19 protein-coding genes and 1 pseudogene are annotated in these 18773 nt (G+C 70.3%); 9 read left to right on the forward strand and 11 right to left on the reverse strand.

The window, feature by feature from the left end:
* Positions 1–192: pseudogene (locus ABZT17_RS11280) on the reverse strand (cellulose 1,4-beta-cellobiosidase); the annotation flags it as partial.
* 7 nt (positions 193–199) lie between these two features.
* Positions 200–2239, reverse strand: coding sequence for a PA14 domain-containing protein (locus ABZT17_RS11285; protein WP_356346719.1), 2040 nt, complete (start codon positions 2237–2239; stop codon positions 200–202).
* A gap of 421 nt (positions 2240–2660) precedes the next feature.
* On the opposite strand from ABZT17_RS11285, the gene ABZT17_RS11290 reads away from it, so the two are divergent.
* The gene (locus ABZT17_RS11290; protein ID WP_356346996.1) at positions 2661–3731 is read left to right on the forward strand and encodes a substrate-binding domain-containing protein; all 1071 of its coding nucleotides are present in this window, start codon (positions 2661–2663) and stop codon (positions 3729–3731) included.
* A 59-nt stretch (positions 3732–3790) separates the two neighbouring features.
* Here ABZT17_RS11290 and ABZT17_RS11295 read toward each other — a convergent pair whose 3' ends face one another.
* Genes ABZT17_RS11295 through ABZT17_RS11305 form a run of 3 tightly spaced genes read right to left on the reverse strand, consistent with a single transcriptional unit; the run spans position 3791 to position 7108 of the window.
* Positions 3791–4633: a transglutaminase family protein gene (locus ABZT17_RS11295; protein ID WP_356346721.1), complete on the reverse strand. Its 843-nt coding sequence runs from the start codon at positions 4631–4633 to the stop codon at positions 3791–3793.
* A 1-nt stretch (position 4634) separates the two neighbouring features.
* Entirely contained in the window at positions 4635–5567 is a 933-nt protein-coding gene (locus ABZT17_RS11300; RefSeq protein WP_356346723.1) for an alpha-E domain-containing protein, read from the reverse strand.
* Positions 5564–7108 (reverse strand): circularly permuted type 2 ATP-grasp protein, encoded by a 1545-nt coding sequence (locus tag ABZT17_RS11305; protein WP_356346725.1) that lies wholly within the window; start codon positions 7106–7108, stop codon positions 5564–5566. Before ABZT17_RS11305 ends, ABZT17_RS11300 begins: the two co-directional genes overlap by 4 nt.
* Before the next feature lie 303 nt (positions 7109–7411).
* Here ABZT17_RS11305 and ABZT17_RS11310 point away from each other — a divergent pair, with 303 nt between their 5' ends.
* Entirely contained in the window at positions 7412–8452 is a 1041-nt protein-coding gene (locus tag ABZT17_RS11310) for a helix-turn-helix transcriptional regulator (RefSeq protein WP_356346727.1), read from the forward strand.
* A 245-nt stretch (positions 8453–8697) separates the two neighbouring features.
* Here the strand turns inward: ABZT17_RS11310 and ABZT17_RS11315 are convergent, their stop codons facing one another.
* Together ABZT17_RS11315 and ABZT17_RS11320 are read right to left on the reverse strand one after the other, a co-directional pair.
* Positions 8698–9045, reverse strand: coding sequence for a hypothetical protein (locus ABZT17_RS11315; RefSeq protein ID WP_356346729.1), 348 nt, complete (start codon positions 9043–9045; stop codon positions 8698–8700).
* 296 nt (positions 9046–9341) lie between these two features.
* Positions 9342–10325, reverse strand: a complete 984-nt coding sequence (locus ABZT17_RS11320; RefSeq protein ID WP_356346731.1) for a helix-turn-helix transcriptional regulator — start codon at positions 10323–10325, stop codon at positions 9342–9344.
* A 143-nt stretch (positions 10326–10468) separates the two neighbouring features.
* On the opposite strand from ABZT17_RS11320, the gene ABZT17_RS11325 reads away from it, so the two are divergent.
* On the forward strand, positions 10469–10696 hold the full coding sequence (locus tag ABZT17_RS11325) for a hypothetical protein (RefSeq protein ID WP_356346733.1): 228 nt from the start codon (positions 10469–10471) through the stop codon (positions 10694–10696).
* Positions 10693–11028 carry a hypothetical protein gene (locus ABZT17_RS11330; protein ID WP_266957970.1) on the forward strand — a complete coding sequence of 112 codons (336 nt, stop codon included), beginning with the start codon at positions 10693–10695 and terminating at the stop codon, positions 11026–11028. Before ABZT17_RS11325 ends, ABZT17_RS11330 begins: the two co-directional genes overlap by 4 nt.
* Before the next feature lie 149 nt (positions 11029–11177).
* On the opposite strand, the gene ABZT17_RS11335 is transcribed toward ABZT17_RS11330, so the two are convergent.
* The gene (locus tag ABZT17_RS11335) at positions 11178–11591 is read right to left on the reverse strand and encodes a TIGR03618 family F420-dependent PPOX class oxidoreductase (protein ID WP_356346736.1); all 414 of its coding nucleotides are present in this window, start codon (positions 11589–11591) and stop codon (positions 11178–11180) included.
* Between the two features lie 130 nt (positions 11592–11721).
* Between ABZT17_RS11335 and clpB the strand changes: the two genes are divergently transcribed.
* The gene (gene clpB / locus ABZT17_RS11340) at positions 11722–14334 is read left to right on the forward strand and encodes an ATP-dependent chaperone ClpB (RefSeq protein WP_356346738.1); all 2613 of its coding nucleotides are present in this window, start codon (positions 11722–11724) and stop codon (positions 14332–14334) included.
* 93 nt (positions 14335–14427) lie between these two features.
* Here the strand turns inward: clpB and ABZT17_RS11345 are convergent, their stop codons facing one another.
* Positions 14428–14562: a hypothetical protein gene (locus tag ABZT17_RS11345; protein WP_356346740.1), complete on the reverse strand. Its 135-nt coding sequence runs from the start codon at positions 14560–14562 to the stop codon at positions 14428–14430.
* A gap of 138 nt (positions 14563–14700) precedes the next feature.
* Between ABZT17_RS11345 and ABZT17_RS11350 the strand changes: the two genes are divergently transcribed.
* Positions 14701–15231: a YbjN domain-containing protein gene (locus ABZT17_RS11350; RefSeq protein ID WP_356346742.1), complete on the forward strand. Its 531-nt coding sequence runs from the start codon at positions 14701–14703 to the stop codon at positions 15229–15231.
* 47 nt (positions 15232–15278) lie between these two features.
* Here the strand turns inward: ABZT17_RS11350 and ABZT17_RS11355 are convergent, their stop codons facing one another.
* The gene (locus tag ABZT17_RS11355) at positions 15279–16475 is read right to left on the reverse strand and encodes a hypothetical protein (protein WP_356346744.1); all 1197 of its coding nucleotides are present in this window, start codon (positions 16473–16475) and stop codon (positions 15279–15281) included.
* A gap of 182 nt (positions 16476–16657) precedes the next feature.
* A complete protein-coding gene (locus ABZT17_RS11360; protein WP_356346746.1) occupies positions 16658–17119 on the reverse strand; it encodes an ATP-binding protein in 462 nt (153 codons plus the stop codon).
* Between the two features lie 178 nt (positions 17120–17297).
* Between ABZT17_RS11360 and ABZT17_RS11365 the strand changes: the two genes are divergently transcribed.
* From ABZT17_RS11365 to ABZT17_RS11375, 3 genes are all read left to right on the forward strand, one after another.
* Positions 17298–18215, forward strand: coding sequence for a helix-turn-helix transcriptional regulator (locus ABZT17_RS11365; protein WP_356346999.1), 918 nt, complete (start codon positions 17298–17300; stop codon positions 18213–18215).
* Positions 18175–18309: a DUF397 domain-containing protein gene (locus tag ABZT17_RS11370; protein WP_356346748.1), complete on the forward strand. Its 135-nt coding sequence runs from the start codon at positions 18175–18177 to the stop codon at positions 18307–18309. Before ABZT17_RS11365 ends, ABZT17_RS11370 begins: the two co-directional genes overlap by 41 nt.
* Positions 18310–18618: 309 nt before the next feature.
* Positions 18619–18762, forward strand: a complete 144-nt coding sequence (locus ABZT17_RS11375) for a hypothetical protein (protein ID WP_356347010.1) — start codon at positions 18619–18621, stop codon at positions 18760–18762.
* The last annotated feature ends 11 nt before the right edge of the window (positions 18763–18773 follow it).

Below are 18773 nucleotides of genomic sequence, written 5' to 3' on the forward strand. Positions count from 1 at the left end.
CCAGTTCTGGTCGACGGCGGTGTCGCAGTCCGTCTTCCTGGGGGTGCCCTTGAAGGTGGTGTTCGCGAAGAACTGCCGTGTGTAGACCGGGGAGTTGCAGGTCGTGGCGGCGGACGCGGGAGGGGCGAGGGCGGTGAGGGCGCCGGCCGTGGTGGTGAGGACCACGGCCGTCGCCCGCAGGGCTGTCTTCATCGGGAGGTCAGGCTCCGCTCGGCAGGGACACGCTGGAGTCCACGTTGCTGAAGGTCTCCGAACCGTCGGCCGCGACCACCGAGAGCAGGTAGTAGACGGTCGTGCCTCTGGGGACGGTGGGGTCGGTGTAGTGGGTCGTCGTGGGCGCCAGCGGGGTGTCCGTCACCCGGACGTAGCTGCCGCTCGCGCGGTCCCAGCGGTACACGTTGATACCGGCGGCCTCCGTGGCCACCTTGTCGGCGCAGTCGATGTACATACCGCCCTCGTCGCCGAGGGTCGTGTACGTGGTCAGGGAGCACGGTGCGGTGTTCGCGGGGACGGTCGCCGGCCTGAGGTCGAGTTCGGTGGCGGTCACCTTGGAGACGGAGCTGCTCCAGCCGATGCCGGTCTCGTCCTCGTAGGTGAGGGAGTTGCCGTACTTGTCGACGGCCACGACGATGTACGTCCGTGTCTCGCCGTCGGCCGCGTCAGGACCGACCACGAACTCGGAGGTGCCCGCGGGGACCGTGGCGAGGTAGTCCGGCTCGCAGCACGAGAGGTCCTCGTAGACCCAGTACTTCTCCAGGTCGGCCGCCGTGCTGTCGTCCCAGTCCAGCTTGAAGCCGTACTCCAGAGGCTCGGCCGTCAGGCCGGTCACGGGCGGGGGCGGGATCTCGTCGCCGGGGCGGGTGACGGTCATGTCGGCGGAGCCGGTGGACCAGCGGCCCGCGGTGTTCTGCCGGATCATCGCATAGTGGTACGTAGTGCCCTGGCGGCCTTCGTAGTCGACGCAGGAGCGGACCGTGCCGCCCGCCGCGTCCGTGCTCTTCTTGCGGCTGCGGCAGTCGGTGAGGTTGTCGTAGGTCAGCTCCACCGGGGTGGTCGTCGAGCGGTAGACCTCGTAGTCGGCGGTGTCGCCGCCCGCCGCCTCGGTCCAGGTGAACACGGCGCCGTAGCTCGGCACGCTCACCGTGACGTTCTGCGGCGGGGTGATGGAGCGGGTGCTGCGGACGACGTTGGAGGCCCCGGCGTTCTTGGCCGCGTCGATCGCGCTGACCTTGTAGTCGTAGGCCCGCCCGTACGACGCCGAGGTGTCCGAGTAGGTGGTGGCGGTGGTGTCGGCGAGCTGGGTGTACGTGGTCTCGCTGTCCCGCTTGCGGAGGATCCGGTAGTTCACCGCGTCCGCGGAGGCCGTCCAGGAGAGGTCGTTGGAGGCCTCGGTGGCGGCGGCGGTGAGCACGGGGGCGTCCGGGGCGGTCCGGTCGTAGGTGGTGACCAGCTGGTCGGTGGAGCCGCCGGACTCGTTGCCCGCCTTGTCGTAGGCGCGCACCTCGTAGTAGTACGACTGCCCCGTGGGCGGCGGCTGGTCACCGGCCTGGCGCTGGCCGGGCGCGGTCGTGGCCACCTTCGTCCAGGCGCCGGAACCCTTCAGCCGGCGGTAGACGCGGTACCCGGCGAGGTCCATCTCCTTGTTGGCGGCCCAGGTGAGCTCGGCGTACGCGTTCTCCCCGTCCGGTATGTAGTCGGCGGAGGCACCGGTCGGGGCGAGGGGCTTGACCTTGTCGACGGTGGCGGAGGTGCGGGGGGTGTAGGTGAACTTGACCTTGGCGGTGCCGGTCCAGTTGGCGTAGTCCAGGCGGAGGGTGTGCTTGCCGGACGGGATGGTGACGTTGGCGGTCTTCGTCACCGTCGACGAGACGTTCTTCCACAGGTCGATTCTGCGGGTGCCGTCGAGGTAGACGCGTATGCCGTCGAGTCCGGTGGCGGTGAGGGCGAAGGGGCCGCCGGAGCCGAAGTCGCGGGTGACGGTCCAGCGGACGGCGAAGTTGTCCTTGGGGAGGCCGGAGGTGGGTGAGCCGGTCCAGTTCTGGTCGACGGCGGTGTCGCAGTCCGTCTTCCTGGGGGTGCCCTTGAAGGTGGTGTTCGCGAAGAACTGCCGTGTGTAGACCGGGGAGTCGCAGGTCGTGGCGGCGGACGCGGGAGGGGCGACGGCGGTGAGCAGGCCGGCCGTGGAGGCGAGCACGACGGCGGCCGCGGCCGCTCGGGTCGTGCGTCTGGCTGGGTTCAAGTCTGTCCTTCGGCATGGGAATTGATGTACGGATCTTTGCATGCCGTTGACCGTCTTGGGGATGGCCGGGTTTGTTCGGTCGTCCGGTCCGTCCGGGATCGGACGACCGGAGCAGCCGTGATCGTCGGAACGTGGGGAATCGGGCCGTGATGAGTGGATCTTTGCCGTCTCGTTGCCGGGCTTCCGGTGGAGGGCCGGTAAAGGGCGTTTGGAGGTGATTCCGCCATGTCTTCACATGGTCAGCTGAGCGTGGCGTTGCGCACTCGTTAAGTGGTTCCGCTTGACGCCCGGGGGCGCCTCCGCGTTGGCTTTTCAGTCACGTCCCGAATCGGTCGCGTCCGTCCCGAATGCATCAGAAGTGAGCAGGCCAGTGAGCACCAGCCCCACGCGTCGTATCGCCATAACCGTGGCCGCGTCCACGATGACCCTGTTGCTGGCCGGTTGCGGCATGCTGAACGTGTCGGGGGACAGCAGCTCGGCGAGCCCGACGAAGGGCAACGACCTCACGGTGGGCGTGCTGATGCCGGACACCATCAACACCCGCTACACCAACTTCGACTACCCGATCATGAAGAAGAAGATCCTGGAGCTCACGGACAACCAGGGTCGTGTCGCCTACGCCAACGCCGCGTCGTCCGCGCCGAAGCAGACCAAGCAGATGCAGAAGATGATCGACGACAAGGTCGACGTCATCGTGCTGGACGCGGTGGACTCGCACGCGATCGCCGGCGAGGTGAAGAAGGCCAAGGACGCGGGCATCCCGGTCATCGCCTACGACCGCCTGGCCGAGGGACCGATCGAGGCGTATGTCTCCTTCGACAACGAGCTGGTGGGCGAGGTGCAGGCCCGTACGCTCCTGGAGGCCCTGGGCTCGAAGGCCGACACCTCCGACAAGGTCATCATGATCAACGGCTCGCCGACCGACCCGAACGCCAAGCAGTTCAAGGCGGGCGCGCTGTCCGAGCTCAACGGCAAGGTGACGGTCGCCAAGTCGTACGACACCAAGGACTGGGACCCCAAGGTCGCCGAGCAGGAGACGACCAGCGCGGTCGAGGCGATCGGCAGGAACAACATCGCCGCCGTCTACTCCGCCAACGACGCGATGGCGGGCGGCATCGTCAAGGCCCTCAAGGCGGCCGGCGTGACCGAGATCCCGCCGCTCACGGGCCAGGACGCGGACCTCGACGCGGTGCAGCGGATCCTCGTCGGCGACCAGTACATGACCGTCTACAAGCCCTACCCGGACGAGGCCGAGGCCGCCGCGCAGATGGCCGTCTTCAAGGTGCAGGGCAAGAACATCCAGTTCGACGCCCTGACCCAGGACAGTGTGGACAGCCCCACCAACAAGGCCATCCCCGCCCAGCTCGTCACCGTGACCGCCCTGACGAAGAAGAACATCAAGGACACGGTGGTCGAGGACGGCATCTACACGATCGCGCAGATCTGCACCAGCGCGTACAAGTCGGAGTGCGCGGCCAACGGGCTGAAGTAGCCGGCAGCGCGGACCAGGAGGGCCGGGGGAGCACCAACCCCCGGCCCTTTCCCATGGGTTCACGCCACCCGCGTGAACTCCACCGTCACCTCCGGCGAACCCCCGGGCACACCCCGGTAGATGCCCTTGTGCGGGGTCACGTCGTCGTAGTCGCGGCCCCGGGCCACCACCACATGGGACTCGTCGGCGCGGACCCGGTTGGTGGGGTCGTAGCCGGACCAGTCGCCCGCCCAGTACTCGATCCAGGCGTGGCTCTGCCCGGCGACCGGACGGTGCAGCTCGGCCTCGCGCTCCGGGTGGAGATAGCCGGAGACATAGCGGGCCGGCAGGCCCACGCCCCGCAGCAGCGCGACGGTGAGGTGGGTGATGTCCTGGCAGACACCGGCGCCCTGCTCCCAGGCCTCCGCGGGGGAGGTGTTCACACTGGTCGCGCCGGGCAGATACGACACCCGGTCGGCGACCAGCGCCGAGACCGCGACCGCCGTCTCGTGCGGGTCGAGTCCGGCCGCCGCCTTCCGCGCCTTCTTCACCAGCTTCGGCGGCACCGTCGTGCGGGCCGTCGGGGTGGCGAACTCCAGCAGACGGGTGGCCGCGACGCGTTCGGCCACCTCCTCCCAGCTCGGCGCGGCCGGCAGGGGTTCCGCCGGGGACGTCTCGACCAGGCTGGAGGCGGTGATGACGAGCTTGCCGTGCGGATCCATCAGATCGAAGCCGGTGACCTGGGTGCCCCAGTAGTCCCAGTACGACCAGGTGGGCGTCGTCGGGTTCACGGTGACCCGGGCGTCCAGGGTGGTCTGCCCGGGCAGGGTCAGCGGGGTCATCCGGACCTCGTTGTGCGAGGAGGCCGCGGGCTGGGCGTAGGAGACCCGGGTGGTGTGCTTGATACGGAGGCGACGAGCCATGTCAGGCTCCTTCCTGGGCCCACTCGACGGGCCCCTGGTACGGGAAGAAGCGCTCCGCCACCGCGTCGGCGGACGCCATGCAGGCCTGCTGCAAGTCCCTCAGCAGGACCGGCAGCTGGTCTTCGAGAGCTCCGGTGTCCAGGTATTCGAGCCGGGTGCGCATCCGGCCGATCGGGCGGCGCGCGGGATCCTGGCGCGGGCGGCCCAGCTCCGTCAGGCACTCCTCCGCCGTGGTCAGCGCGTGCAGCGCCGAACGCGGGAAGTCCCGGTCGAGGAGCAGGAATTCGGCCACCCGCGAGGTGTCCCCGAAGCCGCCGTACACCCGCGCGAACGCCTCGTCGGCGCCGGACGCGCTCAGCAGCGTCGGCCAGTCGGGCGCGTGCGCCGCGTCCAGGACGCGGACCGACAGCAGTCGTACGGTCATGTCGACCCGTTCGAGACTCCGGCCGAGGACCACGAACCGCCAGCTGTCGTCCCGGCTCATGGTGGAGTCGGCCAGCCCGAAGAAGAGGGCCGCCCGGCTGCGGACGAGCTCCAGATAGGCGTACGGGCCCGTCCGGCGCGCCGCCAGCCGCTGGTCGGCCAGGGCGTGCCAGGTGGAGTTCAGGCACTCCCACATCGCGGAGGAGACCGCCTCACGGGCGCTTCTCGCGTTCAGTCGCGCCGCGCCCAGCGCCCCCTCGATCGACCCCGTCGAACGGGCGTCGAAGGCCAGCTGGTCCAGGACCTGCTGCATGTCCACACGCGCTCCGCCGGCGTCCATGCCGAGGATCGCGTACAGCGACCGGCAGGCCACGTCCTCGTCGCGCCAGGGGTCCTCCAGCATGCGGTGCAGATAGGCGTCGAGGATGCGCCCGGTGGCGTCGGCGCGCTCGACGTAACGCCCGGTCCAGGTCAGGGCCTCGGCGATACGGGAGAGGATCACGTCGTTCACTGCTGCTGCGCCCCTTCCTGTACGACGGTGGGGGTGCCGTCGGGTCCGAGCAGACGGGGGGCGACGGCGAGCGGGGCGCCGGCGTCGAGCGGCGCGGGCGAGTCGGCCGGGCCCTCGGCGAGCACCCAGGTGTCCTTGGAGCCGCCGCCCTGGCTGGAGTTGACGATCAGGTTGCCCTCCTGCAGCGCCACGCGTGTCAGGCCGCCGGGCAGGACCCAGATGTCGTCGCCGTCGTTCACGGCGAACGGACGCAGGTCGATGTGGCGCGGTGCCATGCGCTCACCCGCGAGGGTGGGGGAGGTGGACAGGGCCACCGGGCGCTGGGCGATGAAGCCGCGCGGGTCGGCGATCACGGCTTTGCGAGTGCGTTCGAGGGTGTCCCTGTCGCACTTGGGGCCGATGACGATGCCCTGGCCGCCGGCGCCGTCGACCGGCTTGATGACGAGCCGGTCGATCTGGTCGAGGACCGCCTCCAACTGCCCCGGTTCATCGGGGCGGAAGGACTCCACGTTGGGAAGAATCGGTTCTTCGGAGAGGTAGTAGCGGATGAGGTCCGGTACGTAGGTGTAGAGCAGTTTGTCGTCGGCGATTCCATTGCCCACGGCGTTCGCGAGCGTGACGTTCCCGGCCATCGCGGCGCCCATGATGCCGGGGCAGCCGATCACCGAGTCGGGGCGGCAGTGGAGCGGGTCGAGGAAGTCGTCGTCCAGGCGCCGGTATACGACATGGACGGGCACCTCGCCGCGGGTCGTGCGCATCCACACCCGGTTGTTGCGGCACACCAGGTCGTGCCCCTCGACCAGCTGCACGCCCATCAGCCGTGCCAGCAGGGCGTGTTCGAAGTAGGCGGCGTTGCTGGGACCGGGGGTGAGGACGACGACCCGGGGGTCCTGGACGCCACCCGGGGCGGCGGCGCGCAGCGCGGCCAGCAGCCGCTGGGTGTACCCGTCGACCGGCAGGACGTGCTGCTCGGCGAAGAGCGAGGGGAAGATACGGGTCATCGCGCGCCGGTTCTCGATGACGTACGAGACGCCGCTGGGCACCCGCACGTTGTCCTCCAGCACCCGGAAGTCCCCGGCCTCGTCCCGCACCAGGTCGATTCCGGCCACATGGATGCGGACCCCGCCCGGTGGCTGCACCCCGTGCGCGGCGCGATGGAAGTGCGGGGAGCCGAGCAGCAGCCGCCAGGGCACCACACCGTCCTCGAAGGCACGGCAGGGGCCGTAGGCGTCCGCGAGATAGGCCTCCAGGGCCCGCACCCGCTGGCTTACCCCGCGTTGTATGAGATCCCACTCCAGGGCGTCGAGGATCCTCGGCACCAGGTCCAGGGGCCAGGGCCGCTCCTCGCCCGCGAAGGCGTAGGTCACGCCCCGGTCCGTGAAGGCACGGGCCATCTGGTCGGCCCGGAACCGCAGTTCACTCGGCTCGATCGGCTGCAGTGCCGCCAGCACCGGCTCATAGGCGGTCCTGACCTCACCCGGCCGCTCAAACATCTCGTCCCACGCGTCGGCCAACGCGTACGCGTCAAATATGTCCGCCATGAGGGGACGTTAGAGGCGGCCCGTAACAAACCGATCACTGCGGCATTTCCGGGAGCTTGCGCGGAAGGTCGCCCTCCGTCGGCGGGCCCCCGCGCGCCCCTCCGTCAGCTTGTTGCAAGCCGACGGAAGGGGCCCTGGAGAAACCCGGGCACAACGGTGCTTTACGGCGGGCTTGACGGAGAGAGCCGTGTTGCGGACCCGGTTGTGTCCGCGCATAGTTGCGCTGCGGAAAGCGCGAGCGAACCGAAGCGAACCGTAGGGGCACGCCTGTACAAGAGGCTCGAACCGGGGGTGGGATGGGCGATGGCCGGGCACGGGACGGAGGAGCATCCTCACGGTGCCGACCGACTGTGCGAGGCCGGGGATCGCGTGTATTCCCGGGCCGTACGGCGGGGCCGCGTGGCGCGCGGTGACGCCGACACGGTGCCCTGTCTGCTCGATCTGGCCCTGCTCCACCCCGACCCCGACGACATGGACTGGCTGGTCCCGACCTCCCCGCAGGAGGTCATGACCCGGCTGCTGCGCGGGGTGTACGACGAGGTCAGCTCCAGTCAGCGCCGGGTGGGCTCGGCGGTGGCGGCCTTCGAGTGGTACGCGGGTCTCGGGCCGTCCACGCCGCAGCCGGGCGCCGGCGAGGGCAGCGCGATCCGGGTGCTGGACGGGCTGTCCCGTATCCAGGCCGCGATGGACGAGGCGACGGAGGCCTGTACGACCGAGGTCATCACGGTCCAGCCCGGGGGCATCCGTCCCGAGCACGAGCTGACCGAGGGCCTGCACCGGGCGCTCGCGCTGCGCGGGCGGGGCGTGCGTATGCGGGATCTGTACACCCATGTGGCCCGGCACGGCCAGGGCCTGCTCAACTACCTGGAGCTGATGGGCGGTTCGGTCGAGGCACGCACCCTGGACGAGGTGATCGAGCGACTGATCCTCTTCGACCGTACGGTGGCCTTCATCCCCGCCAACTCCGACCGCACCCTCGCCCTGGAACTGCGCCACCCCGCCCTGGTCGATTACCTGGGCACCGTCTTCGACCGCCTCTGGCGCCTGGCGATCCCGCTCACGGCCCCCCTTCCCGACACCGGCATCGAGGGCATCTCGCACCGTGAGCAGTCCATCGCGGCGCTCCTCGCGGAGGGCCACCAGGACGCGGTCATCGCGGAGCGCCTCGGCATCAGCGTCCGCACCTGCCGGGCCCACATCGCCCGCCTCTCCGAGACCCTGGGCGCGGCCAGCCGCACCCAACTCGGAGTCCGCATAGCCCAGGTGGGCCTGGACGGCCCCCGCCACCCCACCGACGCGACCCCCGTCCCCCTTCCCGGCCAAGAATCCCCGACCGTCCGCTGAGACACCCCAACCGTGCCCGGCCGGCGTCGCCGCGAGTTCGGCGGTGGGGGAGCGGGCGGTACGGATGTTCATGCCGAGTCGGTCGGACGGCGGACAGCTCGTCGCGACCGTCTGCGAGGGCCTGGGATGCGGTCCGACCGATGCGGTCGGACCGGCCGAGGACCCCGGCGACCGGGATGCCGTCGGCTCCCACGGGCCTGCCGTCGAACCGGAGAAGGCGTTTGAACAGACCGCCGGGCCGTGCCTCACCGACGCTTCTCGGCGACGACGCCCGCCGAGGCGCTCAGCAGCCGGTACAGGACCACCGCGGGCGCGACCGGCGCCAGGCGGGCCGGGGCGTCGGCCGAGGGGTGCGGCGGGCCCGGGTTGAGCGGGTTGGGCCTCGTCGTCGGCGCGTCTCGGTGACGACGCCCGCCGAGGCGCTCAGCAGCCGGTGCAGGGCCACCGCGGGCGCGACCGGCGCCGGGCGGGCCGGGGCGTCGGCCGAGGGGTGCAGCGGGCCGAGGTGGAGCGGGTCGGGCCTCGCACCGACGCTTCTCGGTGACGACGCCCGCCGAGGCGCTCAGCAGCCGGTACAGGACCACCGCGAGCACGACCGGCGCCGAGGGGCCGGGGCGTCTGCCGAGGGGTGCAGCGGGCCGAGGGGCGTCTGCCGAGGGGTGCAGCTGGCCGAGGTCGAGCGGGCAGGCGCCTCGGCCGTCTCCTCGGCGCGTGCCCGGCCCTCGCGCGGGGCGCGTTCACGCAGGGCCACCCCTTCCGGTTCGCGCAGGGCCGCGCCCTTCCGGTTCGCGCGGGGTCGCCCCTCCGGGCGGAGCTGCTCCGCACCGTGTCGTGGGTGTGCGGCCGGGGTCGTCCTCCTGCCCCCTCCGCCCCCTGGCCCCTCGCGGGGTCAGAGGTCCTGTTCCAGGAGGCCCGACTGGGCGATGAGGAAGCCGAGCTGGGCCCGGCTGCCGCTGCCCAGGGCGGTGGCGAGCTTGGCGATGTGGGCCCGGCAGGTGCGCACGTTCATGCCCAGGCGCCGTGCGATCGCCTCGTCGACATGGCCTTCGACGAGGAGTTTGGCGATGGAGTGCTGGATCTCGGTGATCCCGTCGGGGGCGGTCTCGTACGGGGCGCCCGCGCTCAGCGGGACCGCGCGGGCCCACATGAACTCGAAGACCTTGATCAGGTAGCGGACGAGTCCGGGGTGGCGCAGTTCGAGGGCGATCTCCCCGTCGTCACGGGTGGGGATGAAGGCGACCGTCTCGTCGCAGATGATCAGCCGCTCGACGAGTTCGTCGATCGTCCGGTACTCGACCTTGCCGTCGACGAACTGGGCGACGTAGGCGAGCGTCTCGGGGCTGTACCGGGCGGGGTGCTGGTACAGGGTCCGGATGCGGCACCCCCGCTCGATCAGCGGCCGGTCGCGGTCCAGCGCCTTGGTGAGGGTGTGTTCGAGACGGCGGCGGCTCGGCTGGACGGTGAGCATCTCGGTCTGGCACTGGGCGGTGGCCAGGTCGAGCGCCGCGTTGATCCGGTCGAGGCCCTCCAGCACCGTGATCGAGTGAGTCGTGGCCGTCGGCTGGGCACTGATGCTCATGAACGGCTCGAAAGCACCGGCGAGTTCGATGGACTCCCGCCTGCGCTGCGTGATCTCGTGCTCGATCGGGTTGAGCCGCTGGGACAGGGCGATCGAAGGGGGTACGGGACGTAGCCAGTTCGGGTCGTCCGGATCGGGATGAAGGAGGGCGAACTCCATCAAACAGGGCGCAGGCTCCACATCCGCACGGGCTACGCGTCCCGTCCGGAGAGCGTTGCCGTAAAGACGGCGCCCGTCCTCGCACAGGTCGGTCAGCCCGTGAGGATGTGTCCGGTTAGTCTGATTTATCGCCAAATCTCCACCCCCCAGGGTCCTGAACGTGCAGGAACATGATGCATCGTTTGTGTGGCCATGACGTGCCGGAATGGGCCATCGTCGTATTCGGACGGGGGAGAGGTGACCTTCAAATGAGGACGAAGCCGACTATGCATAAGAGAATGCTTCGCTCGGCGCTTGTCGCCGCCTTCTCCGCCGCATTGGCCTTCGGGGCGCTGGCCGGCCACGCGGGGGCGAAGGGTGCTGTCGCACAGGACAGCAGCTGGCGCGTGCAGGCCGCTGCTGCCGCCGGTGCCGGCGACAGCAGCTGGGTGATCGTGGCGGACGACGCCCCGGGAGACAGCTCCTGGGTCGCCCCGGCAGACAGCAGCTGGGCCGTCCAGTCATGACCACCCCACCCGACGACCGCTCCTTCCGCCGCGAGATGGCCACGGCCTACCGCTCGGGCTGGCACTTCATCGACCTGGTCACCGCGATCCCCCACTCCGGTGACTCGTTGATGGTGACGGTCTTCGGTGAGCCCGTGGTCGTCACGCGGGACGAGGACGAGGACGTCAGGGCGTACCGGTGTCTGCGGCGGCCTCGGGGGGCGCCGCAGCCCGTGCGATGTGCCGTCCGGTACGGAATGATCTTTGTGAACCTGGACCAACGAGACCACCGGCTGGTGGAACCGGAAACCCCCGATGTTCGGACCATCTCAGCCACCCCCCGCAGTGCCTGACGCGAATCCCCCGTCGTAACAGTTCGCTCAGGTGCTTCCCCCCGCAGCGGCGTCACCGTGACCTGAACACGGTGACGCCGCTGCAGTTTCCGGCGGACATTTCCCGCTATCGACCTGATCGTCCGGCGCGCCCGGCTGGCTGAAAACCGTCAGCCCTGTCCCATGGCCCGGGTCAGCTCGATCTCGATGACCACCCGTGCCGGATTGGGCGCCGGCGTCCGCTCGTAGCGCTCGGCGTAGCGCCGCACCGCCTCGGCGACCCGCTCCGGATCGGTCCGTACGAAGGCCCGTCCCTCCAGCGTGGCCCACCGCCGCCCGTCGACCTGGCACACCGCGACCCGGGCCCCCTCGGCCCCGGCCGCCCGTACGTGCGCCACCTTCGAACTGGACCCGTTGGTGATGACCCGGGCCAGGCGCGCCTCGGGGTCGTAGGTGACCCCGACGGGCACCACGTGCGGGCTGCCGTCCGGGCGCGGGGTGGTCAGCGTGCACAGGTGCCGTTCCCGCCAGAAGGTGAGATACGAGGGGTCGGGGGCACCGGGGTCCTGGGTGTGGGTCGCCATGGGTCCGGAACCTAACCCCTGAAGTCCTCCCCGTCGTACCTTGAGTGGAATAGACTCAACTTTGTGTACGCTGACTGAGTCAGTGCTGGGAGACGGAGCCGACGGCTGACCGCAGGAGGAGAGAAGGAACGTGGACGCCGAGCTGACCAACCGGAGCCGGGACGCCATCAACACGGCGAGCAACCGCGCCGTGACCGAGGGGCACCCCGACCTCACCCCTGCCCACCTGCTGCTTGCTCTGCTCCAGGGGCAGGACAACGAGAACATCGTCGACCTGCTCGCCGCCGTGGACGCCGACCAGGCCGCCGTGCGGGCGGGCGCGGAGAAGGTGCTCGCCTCGCTGCCCAGCGTCACCGGCTCGACCGTGGCACCGCCGCAGCCCAACCGCGAGCTGCTCGCGGTGATCGCCGACGCGACCGAGCGCGCCCGGGACCTCGGCGACGACTACCTCTCCACCGAGCATCTGCTGATCGGCATCGCCGCGAAGGGCGGCGCGGCCGGTGACGTACTGTCCGGGCAGGGGGCCGACGCCAGGAAGTTGCAGGAGGCCTTCCAGAAGGCGAGGGGAGGACGCCGGGTGACCACAGCGGACCCGGAGGGTCAGTACAAGGCGCTGGAGAAGTTCGGCACGGACTTCACGGCCGCCGCACGCGAGGGCAAGCTCGACCCGGTCATCGGCCGGGACCAGGAGATCCGCCGCGTCGTGCAGGTGCTGTCCCGTCGTACGAAGAACAACCCGGTCCTCATCGGTGAGCCCGGCGTCGGCAAGACCGCCGTCGTCGAGGGGCTCGCGCAGCGGATCGTGAAGGGGGACGTGCCCGAGTCCCTCAAGGACAAGCGGCTGGTCGCGCTGGACCTGGGAGCGATGGTCGCGGGCGCCAAGTACCGCGGCGAGTTCGAGGAGCGGCTGAAGACCGTCCTCGCCGAGATCAAGGACTCCGACGGCCAGATCATCACCTTCATCGACGAACTGCACACCGTCGTCGGCGCGGGCGCCGGCGGCGACTCCGCGATGGACGCCGGCAACATGCTGAAGCCGATGCTGGCCCGCGGCGAGCTGCGCATGGTGGGCGCGACCACCCTCGACGAGTACCGCGAGCGCATCGAGAAGGACCCGGCCCTGGAGCGCCGCTTCCAGCAGGTGCTGGTCGCCGAGCCGACGGTCGAGGACACCATCGCCATCCTGCGCGGTCTCAAGGGCCGCTACGAGGCCCACCACAAGGTCCAGATCGCCGACAGCGCGCTGGTGGCCTCCGCGACCCTCTCCGACCGCTACATCACCTCCCGCTTCCTGCCCGACAAGGCCATCGACCTAGTCGACGAGGCGGCCTCCCGCCTCCGGATGGAGATCGACTCCTCGCCCGTCGAGATCGACGAACTCCAGCGCTCCGTCGACCGGTTCAAGATGGAGGAGCTGGCGCTGGAGAAGGAGACCGACCCGGCCTCCCGGGAGCGCCTGGAGAAGCTGCGCCGCGACCTCGCCGACAAGGAGGAGGAGCTGCGGGGCCTGACCGCCCGCTGGGAGAAGGAGAAGCAGTCCCTCAACCGCGTCGGTGAACTGAAGGAGAAGCTCGACGAGTTGCGCGGCACCGCCGAACGCGCCCAGCGCGACGGCGACTTCGACACCGCCAGCAAGCTGCTCTACGGCGAGATCCCGGCCCTGGAGAGGGACTTGGAGGCCGCCTCGGAGGCCGAGGAAGAGGCGTCCAAGGACACCATGGTCAAGGACGAGGTCGGCTCCGACGACATCGCGGACGTCGTGGCCGCCTGGACCGGCATCCCGGCCGGCCGCCTCCTGGAGGGCGAGACGCAGAAACTCCTGCGCATGGAGGAGGAGTTGGGCAAGCGCCTGATCGGCCAGAAAGAGGCTGTCCAGGCGGTGTCCGACGCGGTACGGCGCACCCGCGCCGGCATCGCCGACCCGGACCGCCCCACCGGCTCCTTCCTCTTCCTCGGCCCGACCGGCGTCGGCAAGACCGAACTCGCCAAGGCCCTCGCCGACTTCCTCTTCGACGACGAGCGGGCCATGGTCCGCATCGACATGTCCGAGTACGGCGAGAAGCACAGCGTCGCCCGTCTGGTCGGCGCGCCTCCCGGCTATGTCGGCTACGAGGAGGGCGGCCAGCTCACGGAGGCGGTGCGCAGGCGCCCGTACAGCGTCGTCCTGCTGGACGAGGTGGAGAAGGCGCACCCCGAGGTGTTCGACGTCCTCCTCCAGGTGCTGGACGACGGCCGTCTCACCGACGGCCAGGGCCGCACGGTCGACTTCCGCAACGCGATCCTGGTGCTGACGTCGAACCTGGGCAGCCAATTCTTGAGTGGACACAGCATGGTCGACCCGCTGACCGGCGAGGAGGAGAAGAAGGAGCAGGTGCTGGAGGTCGTGCGGACGTCCTTCAAGCCGGAGTTCCTCAACCGCCTCGACGACCTGGTGGTCTTCTCCGCCCTGAACAAGGAGGAGCTGGGCCGGATCGCGAAGCTCCAGATCGACCGGCTGGCCAAGCGGCTGGCGGAGCGCCGTCTGACGCTGGAGGTCACGCCCGAGGCGCTGACCTGGCTCGCCGACGAGGGCATGGACCCGGCCTACGGCGCCCGACCGCTGCGCCGGCTGGTCCAGACCGCCATCGGTGACCGCCTGGCCAAGGAGATCCTGGCCGGCGAGGTCAAGGACGGCGACACGGTCCGGGTGGACGCCTTCGGCGACGGCCTGATCGTGGGCCCGGCGACGGGCAAGACCCTCTGAAGAGGGCGATGGGCAGCAAGACCCTCCGAACCCCGCGCCCGCGACGCGGGGAGCCCTCCTCGGGGCTCCCCGGTCAGCCGGCCGGCGGCCGGTTCACGAGCCGATCAGCAGCCAGAGGGCGAACAGCGTGACGACGCCGGCCACGAGGAGCGCGGGCAGCGCCAGAATGGCGGCCACCACCCCCCATCTGGTCTGTCCCGCCGTTTCCGCGCCGTGCGTCACTGCCATGGCCCCCACCCCTTCGCGCACCGGCCGTCGACCGGCGGCCGGATCCTGTCAGCTGAGGGCTGACAGTACCGGCCGGGGTTGCCATCCCCCTCCCCGGGTGAGGGAGGATGACTGAATCCGTACGAAGGGAAAATCACGGTGAGCATCGACCCGTCCTCGATTCCGAACTTCGGGGGCCAGCCCGAGCCGCAGCCCGGCGGACCGGCGGGCCCCGTCGTCCCGGATCAGGACCTCGTGAAGCAGCTCCTGGACCAGATGGAGCTCAAGTATGTCGTCGACGACGAGGGTGACCTCGCGGCGCCGTGGGAGCAGTTCCGTACGTACTTCATGTTCCGTGGTGAGGGTGACCAGCAGGTCTTCTCGGTGCGGACGTTCTACGACCGGCCCCACCAGATCGACGAGAAGGTACAGCTGCTCGAGTCGATCGACGACTGGAACCGCCGCACCCTGTGGCCCAAGGTCTACAGCCACACCCACGACGACGGCACGGTCCGTCTGATCGGCGAGGCGCAGATGCTGATCGGCACCGGCGTCAGCCTGGAGCACTTCGTCTCCTCGACGGTCAGCTGGGTGCGCGCCGCCATCGAGTTCGACAAGTGGCTCGTGGAGCAGCTCGGCCTGGAGCAGGAGATCGACGAGGCGGAGAAGCCCGGGGACGACGAGGAGTAGGCAGCCCCGCACCTCTTCCGGGAGGGGCTGCGGCCCCGCGCGCCGTCCTAGAGGGGCTTGCCCCCGAGCACGACCAGGTAGGCCCCGTAGACGAACGAGAGCCCGGCCAGGGCACCGACCACCACGGTCGCGTGCCGGGGCCGGGCTCTTGCCGTACGGACCAGGGCACGGGCGAGCGGGATGAGCAGCGGGAAGGCGGGCAGCAGGAAGCGCGGCTTGGACTCGAAGAACCCGGAGCCGCCGACGGCGATCACCAGGAGCACGCCGGCGTGGACGACCAGCGGCAGCGGGGCGCGGTCGGCCAGCAGCAGGGCGAAGAGCAGCACCCCGGTCGCGACGATCACCAGCGTCATCGGGGACACGAACGGGTCCCCGTGCAGCAGCATCCGCTTCACGAACTGCAGCGACCCCCGCCCGAAGTCGAACCGGGAGCCCCACTGCCGCTGCACCTCGAAGTACCCGCCGAGCGGATCGCCCTGCCGGTGCCCGACCCACAGGACGTACGCCGACCAGCCGAGCGGTGCGAGCGCCGCGCCCGTCCACAGCCTGTGGGTAACTTTTCCGCGCCGCCGCCAGACCTCGACCGCCGCCGCCGCGAGCACCGCGGCGGCGACCGCGAACCCGTTCGGCCGGGCCAGCCCCGCGAACGTGGCCAGCGCGCCCGCCCACACCCACCGTCCGGTCAGCACCGCGTACAGCGACCAGGCGGCGAACGCGGTCAGCACGGGCTCGGTGTACGCCATGGACAGCACCACCGAGTGCGGCAGCAGCCCCCACAGCAGCACCAGCGCGGTCCCGACGGCCCGGCCGTGCAGCCGCGCCCCTACGGCGTAGATCCCGCAGGCGGCCACCGCGGCCGCCGTCCAGGACACCAGCAGCCCCGCCGCGCCCCCGCTCAGCGGCGTCACGGCCAGCACCGCGCGCACGAGTCTCGGATACAGCGGGAAGAACGCCAGGTCGCTGTAGATGACCCCGGGGCGCGAGGGCAGCGTGTGGCCGTAGCCGTGCGTGGCGATCCCCAGGTACCAGAGCGAGTCCCAGGACCGCCCGAGCAGCGCGAGCGGGTGGCGGCCCGTGCGCCAGGCGAGCAGGGCGAGCGCGGCGACACCCAGCAGCCGGGCGGCGAGGAACACGCCCAGGGCGGTGCCCATCGCGACGGCCGGGTGCGGCCGCGCGCGGGCCTTCGTGCCGGGGCGGCCCGGCTTCGTGACGGAAGGGCGTGGAAGGGTACTGACGTGGGTCACACCGGCACATTGCAGGAAGAAAGGAACATTTGCGAGCAATGCACATCCGGGCGGGTGCGAATTGACCCCGTTGACCCCGCCCGGCGGGTCGACGAACGCCGCTCACGCGGACGCGCGGCTCCAGAGAGTCGAAAATGCGTTCGCCTGGGCGCGCTGAAGCAGGCTCAAGTCCGGGCTTCGGGTCAGACCTCCATACGGAGTGGATGGGCGATGGACACTTCCGCCCACACCGTCTTGCCCAACGGGTGGCGCGGTGCCGAACCCCAGCGCACGGCCAGGGTGTCCACCAGGAGCAGCCCTCGGCCCGACTCTCCCTCGGGGGCCGACGACGGCGGGGTCACCGGAGGCCGTCTCCCGGAGGCCGCGTCCGCGACCTCGACGCGGACCAGGCCCGCCACCGTGTCCACGGCGACCAGGAGACCGAAGCCGTGTCCCGGTACCCGCCCGTGGAGCACGGCGTTCGCGGCGAGTTCGGCGACCACCAGGGCGACCGCGCACGACGTGTCCGACGCCGGCGGATACCCCCGCTGCTCCAGATGCCGTACGGCAAGCTGCCGGGCCAGTCGCGCACCCCGAGGCGAGGAGGTGAACTGCGCGACAAGGGGCGGCGGTTCGCTCTGTACGTCGTTCGTTTCTGTCAGCACGGCGTGTTCCGTCCTTGGCTGTCGAGCGGGGGATGTGGCGTGGTGTGCGCGAGTCGTCACGTTCCGCACTCAAGAGTCGTCCGGTCGCCCTACGCTCAACAGGTGACGCGGCCTTACTTTTCGACCCGTAAGGAACGGAAGTGACGCTTTGGCCAACGGAATTGACCCCAGTACGTCGATGGCCGCGCTGTTCGGCGCGCGGGTCCGCAGACTTCGCCTCGCCGCCGGACTGACGCAGACCGAGCTGGGCGACAAGGTCCACGTCGTGGGTACGCGGATCACGCAGATCGAGCGGGCGTCCGGAGCGAAGCCGACGCTGGAGCTGGCGCGGGCGCTGGACGCGGCGCTCGGTGCGGACGATCTGCTGGTGGAGCTGTGGCCGTACGTGTACCGGGAGGCGTTTCCGGACTGGTCGCGGCGGTTCATGGAGTACTCGGAGCGGGCGGTGGTCATTCGGCAGTACGCGGCGCATGTGGTGCCGGGTCTGTTGCAGACGGAGCCGTACGCGCGGGCGGTGCTGAGTGTCGGTCTGACGCTAGGCAGCAAGGAGCAGTTGGAGGAGCGGGTCGCCGTTCGAATGGGGCGGCAGGAACGCCTCCGCAGGCCGGACCGGCCCGAGTTGTGGGTGGTTCTCGACGAAGCGGTGCTCCGGCGCCCCGTCGGCGGCCAGGCGGTGATGCGCAAGCAGTTCGAACGACTGCTGGAAACCATGAGGGACCGTCACATCACTGTGCAGGTACTGCCATTCGACCAGGGCGAGCACGATGTGATGGGCGGCTCGCTCACCGTCCTCACCATGCCGGACGGCTCGGAGGTCGCCTACACCGAAGGGGCCCACTACGGCCAACTCATCGAGGATCCGGACGAGGTCAGGCGGTGCTCGCTGGCCTACGATCGACTGCGGGCGGAAGCCCTGCCCCCGCTCATGTCCCTGGACATGATCCGATCCGTGCTGGAGGACAACCGCCGTGGCTCGAATCTCCCGTCCCGAACTGACCGGCGTCACCTGGCGCAAGAGCAGCTACAGCAATCAGGAGGGTGGCGATTGCGTGGAGGTGGCCGACGGATTCCAGGAGACCGTCGTCCCCGTCCGTGACAGCAAGGTTCCGCACGGTCCGGTGCTGTGCTTCGAAGGCGCTGCCTGGACCGCCTTCATAGGCGAGTTGAAGGCCGGGACCCACCTTCCCTGAGTCCGCCGGACCCCTGTCCGCGAGGGCCCGGCAGGCCGCTGGCCTCCCCAAAGAACCGGGGGAAAGAACTACCCGCCCACCCGCCCTCCCCGGCCGCACGGCTCGCGTCACTCGTCCGAGTGACCGGCTTGCAGGGGCGGGATACGGACGGTTACGTTCGCCGCGACAACAGCACACAGACTTCGGCCCCCGGCCGGGATTGCCGTCCCGAACGAGGGCCTGACCGATCAGGAAGCTTCGACCTTCCCAATGGCTGACTCGCAGTCTAACGCGCCCTCGCGCGCTGACGCCGGAGCTCCGGCCTCCGGCGTGATCCACGTCCGCACCCGGCTGACGGCCGACTTCACGGTGATCTCCAACGCGCTCGCCCAGATGCGCGGCAGCGCGGTCACGGTCGGCGTCGCGGCGTACATTACCGTGCGGCCGCGGGCGGAACCGGTGGATCACAGGTGATCGCCCCGCCG

This window comes from Streptomyces sp. NPDC005648 (assembly GCF_040605395.1).
GTDB lineage: Bacteria > Actinomycetota > Actinomycetes > Streptomycetales > Streptomycetaceae > Streptomyces.